This window comes from Belnapia sp. (genome assembly GCF_059504005.1).
The window spans coordinates 1-4971 of sequence record NZ_JCACHU010000078.1; the positions used below are offsets into that span (position 1 = coordinate 1).

General features: G+C 66.5%; 5 protein-coding genes. 3 read left to right on the top strand and 2 right to left on the bottom strand.

What is annotated here, in order from left to right; translation table 11 throughout:
• Positions 1-312: 312 nt before the first annotated feature.
• Positions 313-1251, bottom strand: a complete 939-nt coding sequence (gene catA / locus AC5JJ1_RS11920; protein ID WP_495785347.1) for a catechol 1,2-dioxygenase — start codon at positions 1249-1251, stop codon at positions 313-315.
• A gap of 171 nt (positions 1252-1422) precedes the next feature.
• On the opposite strand from catA, the gene AC5JJ1_RS11925 reads away from it, so the two are divergent.
• Positions 1423-2253, top strand: coding sequence for an IS5 family transposase (locus tag AC5JJ1_RS11925; RefSeq protein WP_495785348.1), 831 nt, complete (start codon positions 1423-1425; stop codon positions 2251-2253).
• A 463-nt stretch (positions 2254-2716) separates the two neighbouring features.
• Here the strand turns inward: AC5JJ1_RS11925 and AC5JJ1_RS11930 are convergent, their stop codons facing one another.
• Entirely contained in the window at positions 2717-3043 is a 327-nt protein-coding gene (locus tag AC5JJ1_RS11930) for a hypothetical protein (RefSeq protein ID WP_495785349.1), read from the bottom strand.
• Between the two features lie 59 nt (positions 3044-3102).
• Between AC5JJ1_RS11930 and AC5JJ1_RS11935 the strand changes: the two genes are divergently transcribed.
• Together AC5JJ1_RS11935 and AC5JJ1_RS11940 are read left to right on the top strand one after the other, a co-directional pair.
• The gene (locus AC5JJ1_RS11935; RefSeq protein WP_495785350.1) at positions 3103-3624 is read left to right on the top strand and encodes a GNAT family N-acetyltransferase; all 522 of its coding nucleotides are present in this window, start codon (positions 3103-3105) and stop codon (positions 3622-3624) included.
• A gap of 245 nt (positions 3625-3869) precedes the next feature.
• Positions 3870-4295: a cupin domain-containing protein gene (locus AC5JJ1_RS11940; RefSeq protein ID WP_495785351.1), complete on the top strand. Its 426-nt coding sequence runs from the start codon at positions 3870-3872 to the stop codon at positions 4293-4295.
• Positions 4296-4971: the final 676 nt, after the last annotated feature.

Here is a 4971-nt window from a genome sequence, read left to right on the forward strand (position 1 = left end):
GTAAAAACAGGCCAAGGATCACTGCGCCTGCTGCTTGAAACGGCGGACATGAGAGGTGCAGTGGCACGGGTGACTTACTCCTAGGCCTTGTTTTCAAACCTGACACTACTGGGCCGGACGGAACACCGCCGTGTTCACGGCGGGCCGGCTAGGCTTGAGCATCAACGCGGCTCGGGCCCGCCCACAACCGAAAGGTCACCTCCAAACGGGCCTCACCGGCAGGGCTAGCCGGCGGGGTGAGCGGCGGGCCGGTGTACTTCAGTAATCAGGCCCGGCAGGGATCCAGGGCGGTTTGAACGCCACCTCACGTGATCACGCCGCTTTGGCGTGCTCCCGCACGACCACCGCCTCCGGCAGGTTCGCGGCCTCCCGGTTCAATTCAAAGTCGAACTTGATCGTGGCGAAGGGCTCGTTCAGGCCGCGCGCCTGGATCTCCGCCGGGGCGGTACGGCGGACGAGTTCCGGGATCAGCCCGTCGCGGGTGGCAAAGGCGAAGTCGTCGTGCAAGAGCGGGTCGCCCGCAATGTTGATCTGCGTGGTCAGCTTCCGAAAGCCTGGCGCCTTCACGAAGAAGTGGACGTGCGCGGGGCGCTTGCCGTGCCGGCCGAGCTGGTCGAGGAGCTGCTGCGTCGGCCCGTCCGGCGGGCAGCCGTAGCCCGAGGGCATGATGGTGCGGAAGCCGTAGCGCCCTTCAGCGTCGGTCTCGATGCGCCGCCGCAGGTTGTAAGGGCTCTGTGGCGTCGGTGTCGGGTCGAAGAAGGAGTAGAAGCCCTTGGTGTTCGCGTGCCAGACGTCCACGATGGCGCCAGGGACGGGCGTGCCGGCAGTGTCCCGGACCTGGCCCTCGACGAACAGCACCTCGCCTTGTTCCGGATCCTGGTCCAACCGCGCCTCGCCTCTCTCGAGTGGCGCGTCCGCGACGTAGAGCGGCCCCTCGATGGTCCGCGGCGTGCCGCCCCGCAGCCCCGCGCGGCGCTCTTTCTCGTCTATGACGATGTCGAGGAAGGTCTCGACAGCTAGGCCTGGAACCAGCAGCCCGACCTCGTTTGCCTGGCCGAGCCGGGTGAGGTAGCCGCACGCGGCCCAGAACTCGGTTGGGGTGACGTCGAACTCCTCAACGATGCGACACATCTCGCTGGCCATCCGGTGGACGATGCGCCTCAGGCGCTCATCGCCGCCGGGCTGGTCTAGGCCGGCGGCACGGCGCAGGAGCTGTTGCACTTCAGGGGTGTCGGTCAGGGTCTCGGGCATTGGTCGTCCTCCCGGCCGCCTGCGTCTGTTTCCCGCGGGGGGCCGGCGGCGATGCCATCCTGGCATCTCGATCCCGCACCGGGCAGCCCCGGCGTGTCAAGCAAACTCGCACGCCGCCCACGTGCGGGACGGCCCCGGCTCTCCGGGCGGAGCGGAAGAAGGGAGAGGGCCATGGGTACGATCGGCGCGCTGCTCGGCTCGGGCGCGAGCCGCGGCTTGAGCGATGCGGAATGGGCGCGTCTTGCGCCTTTGCTGCCGGGACGGGCTGCCACTGGCCGGCCGCCCAAGGACGACAGACCCATCCTCGGCGCGCTGCTATGGCTGGCGCGGACCGGAGCGCCCTGGCGCGATCTGCCTGAGCGGTACGGCCCATGGCGGAGCGTCGCCACCCGGTTCTACCGCTGGACCATGTCGGGGCTGTGGGAGCGCATCCTCGCGGCGTTGCGGCGGATCGCGGATGCCCGTGGCGGCATCGACTGGGACGTACACATGGTGGACGCGACGAGCGTGCGCGCCCACCGGCACGCGGCCGGCGCGAGGGGCGGGCAGCAGCCCCAGGCGCTGGGGCGCTCGCACGGGGGCTTCGGGAGCAAGCTGCACCTACGCTGCGACCGGCGCGGCCGGCCCATGGCCTTCCTGCTCACTCCGGGTGAGCGGAACGAGCGGACGGCGTTGCCGGACCTGCTCGCGGCGGGCTCGGTGCAACGCACCGGCCGGGGGCGGCCCCGGCTGCGGCCGCGGGCCCTGGTGGGCGACCGCGGCTACACTGGGCGGCCTGCCCGCGACCTCCTGCGCCGCCGCGGCATCGAGGCCGTCATCCCGCAGTTCCGGACGGAGAAGACACCCAGGCTGATGGATTGGGATCTCTACCGCGAAAGGAATGTCGTCGAGCGTCTGGTCGGACGGCTGAAGGAGTACCGCCGGATCGCAACCCGCTACGACAAGCTGGCGGCCCGTTATCTTGCCTTCGTCCAGCTTGCTGCCATTCGGATGTGGCTTTGAAAACATGGGGTAGCGGCAGGGATCGATCTCCTTCTTGCGCCTGGCTTGTCTCCCTTGCCTCCCCCGCGCTTTCTCTGACCAGACATACTCCGAGGCGGTACTTGCCGCGCGTCTCCAGCATGTCGAGGCCCATCAGCCGCACCTTGTCGCCGCGGTCTTGTTGAAGATTGCAAGACACAAAGCGACAAAGTGGGGCTTGAGGTTGCGGCTTGTGCGGCGCAGCATAAATGCTGGTGTAGGGAGGGAACTCGCTTTAGGAGCTTCCCCAATGCTGGTTTTCTTACTCGCTACCGGTGCCCTCGTCGTTGCTAATCTCCTGACCGATCACGAAGCGCAGCGCGAAGGCCTCTATGAACTTCAAGGCGCATATCGTTCCGGTTCATAGGCCCGCTTTGAAAATCTGGTCCGCGTAGCCGACCGGCTCGGTCAGATGTCGCACCAGCAGCGGCGCTGGTTAGCTTGGCTAGTCGCTGCTTGCTAGTTCAGGTACCCGCACACCCAGCCGTGCCGCCGCAGCTTCGAGTTGCGCCACATCGCCCTCCCGCCACTGCTTCCGGTTCAACAGGCCAATCACCTCGGCCGGCAGCATCCCGAGGGCGACGCCGATCTGCGCAGGTGTCCTGATGCCCCAGTCGTCCAGCTCGCGGCCGATCGCCATTCGCAACCGGATGGTCCTCAGCCGATCGGCGGCCCGGCGTCGGTGCTCTCCGGGCGAGATCTTCGGCTTTACGGGCGGCATTTGGTCGCTGAATGGCAGGCTCATGCTGCGGATGTCGGTCGCCGCAGCCATCGGCGCTAGCCCACCACAGGCAGTGGGGTGCGACGGAGCGGCTTGCGGTATAAGACGACGTGGATCTCGAGACGGCCCGGCTCCGCCTGCGCGCCCGCACGCCGGCGGACCTGGACGCCATCATGGCCCTGGACGCCGACCTGGCCGTCCGCGCCTTCATCGGCGGACCGCCCGACCCGGAGGCGCACCGGGCCGAGGTGGCGCGCAACATCGCGCTAGGGCGGCCCGAGCCGCACGCGTCCTGGGCTGTGGAGTGGCGGGGCATGCCGGGCCTGCTCGGCCTTTGCGGTCTCAGCCCATGGGAGGGAACCGGCCTCACGCAGATCGGTTGGCGGCTGCGCCGCACGGCCTGGGGGCAGGGCATTGCGACCGAGGCGGCCGGCGCAGTGCTGGCGCGGGCCCTTGGTCCCCTCGGGCTCCGGGTCGTCGTGGCCCTGATCCACCCGGACAACGCCGCCTCGATCCGTGTTGCTGAGAAGATCGGCATGGCACCGTGCGGCGGCACGCAGTACCGGGGCACTGCGCAACTGCTGTACCAGGCCAGTGAGGCGGCGAGTGACACTCCCGTGCGTGGGCCCTGATCTACGCGGCTGCCGGTTGATGCCGCCGGGTGGGGCTGGTCGAGGGTTGCCGCATCCGCACCATGGGCAGTGGAGTGCGACCGAGCCGCTGGCAAGGTGTGGGACGGTGCTGTGGGCCTAGGAGATGCTGGCGAGGTATCAGACGGTCTGGTGGCGTTCAGCCAGAAAAAGCCTGCCGGTTTTGAGGCCAGCTGTGGCTCAATACCGTAGTTGAAATTTCAGTAAACCAAGGAAGGGTGGAAAGGATGTTGTCGAGAAGGACTTTCGGCGCCTGTGCTATTTGTAGTGTCGTGGGTTTGAGCGCCTTCGGGGCGGAGGCGCAACCCTCGCCAAGCGGTCAGATCCCCAGCCAGAATCCCAACCTAAAAGTGACGATACAACAACGAGTAGACCTACCCGGCAGTGCCTACGAGGTGATCCAGATACTTGTTGAGGCTGCACCAAATGCCATTGTTGCTCGCCACACACATCCTGGCGTCGAGTCTGCGGTCGTACTGGAGGGGGGAGGCGAGCAGTTGATTGACGGCCAACCTCCCCTTCCGGTTTCGCCGGGCACTGCTTGGCAGGTTTCGGCCGGAGTGCCGCACGGCGGGCGCTATGGGCCGCAAGGATGCAAGTTCATTGTCATTTTGTCGGTTGAGAAGGGCAAGCCTATGACCTCTCCGGCATAAAGCCGCGGCTGATCCGGCCGGCTGACGTGCGCCAACAGGCCTTATCGCATGTGATATAGGCCCTACGTCGTCCAGGGTTATTAAGCTTCTCTTTCTGGCTGGCGACCGAATCCGTCCTGCTGCGACGGCTCTTACCGACGAACTGCTGCCAGCTGCCCTGTGGCCCACTTTGAGCATCCAGCTCGCCCCGCCGGCCACGGGAGCCGTCCCGCTGGTGAGCATGTTCGGAAGCTCGGCCGTGGCTCCAGCAATGCCGATGCTCGGCTATGCCCTACTGCGGGCCTGGTTCTGGCGGTCATGCTGCCGTGGATCTTTGATCAGCAGTTTTCACCGGCCTACCGGACCTTTACATTTGATGCGACGGCTCACTCGACAGCCAAGTTGCGCTTGCAGGAAGCGGGCGCCACGTTCGCCGGTTCGGCCTTGGCGCCCCTTACGCTCGACCTTGCCAATCTGACCGTTTGGACGGTTGCGCTCAACTCGGTAAGAACTCCTTGCCCGTTGGACTCCGAAGCGTTCCCTCAAGAGGTTCATCATCACCCACCTGGGCCGTTGCCGCTCCGGCGCAGAACGCACTTCCGCTTCCTGGCGGCGGATCGCCATCCCGTCGTCCCACCATATGCTTAGAGCCCGTCCGAGAAGTTTATGAGCGTGCCAAGCGCCTTGCCATCAGCTT

What these genes read in the sequence shown, in the direction of transcription:
- catA (WP_495785347.1), bottom strand. Translation starts at nt 1,251, where the DNA reads ATGCCCGAGACCCTGACCGACACCCCTGAAGTGCAACAGCTCCTGCGC.
- AC5JJ1_RS11925 (WP_495785348.1), top strand. Translation starts at nt 1,423, where the DNA reads ATGGGTACGATCGGCGCGCTGCTCGGCTCGGGCGCGAGCCGCGGCTTG.
- AC5JJ1_RS11930 (WP_495785349.1), bottom strand. Translation starts at nt 3,043, where the DNA reads ATGGCTGCGGCGACCGACATCCGCAGCATGAGCCTGCCATTCAGCGAC.
- AC5JJ1_RS11940 (WP_495785351.1), top strand. Translation starts at nt 3,870, where the DNA reads ATGTTGTCGAGAAGGACTTTCGGCGCCTGTGCTATTTGTAGTGTCGTG.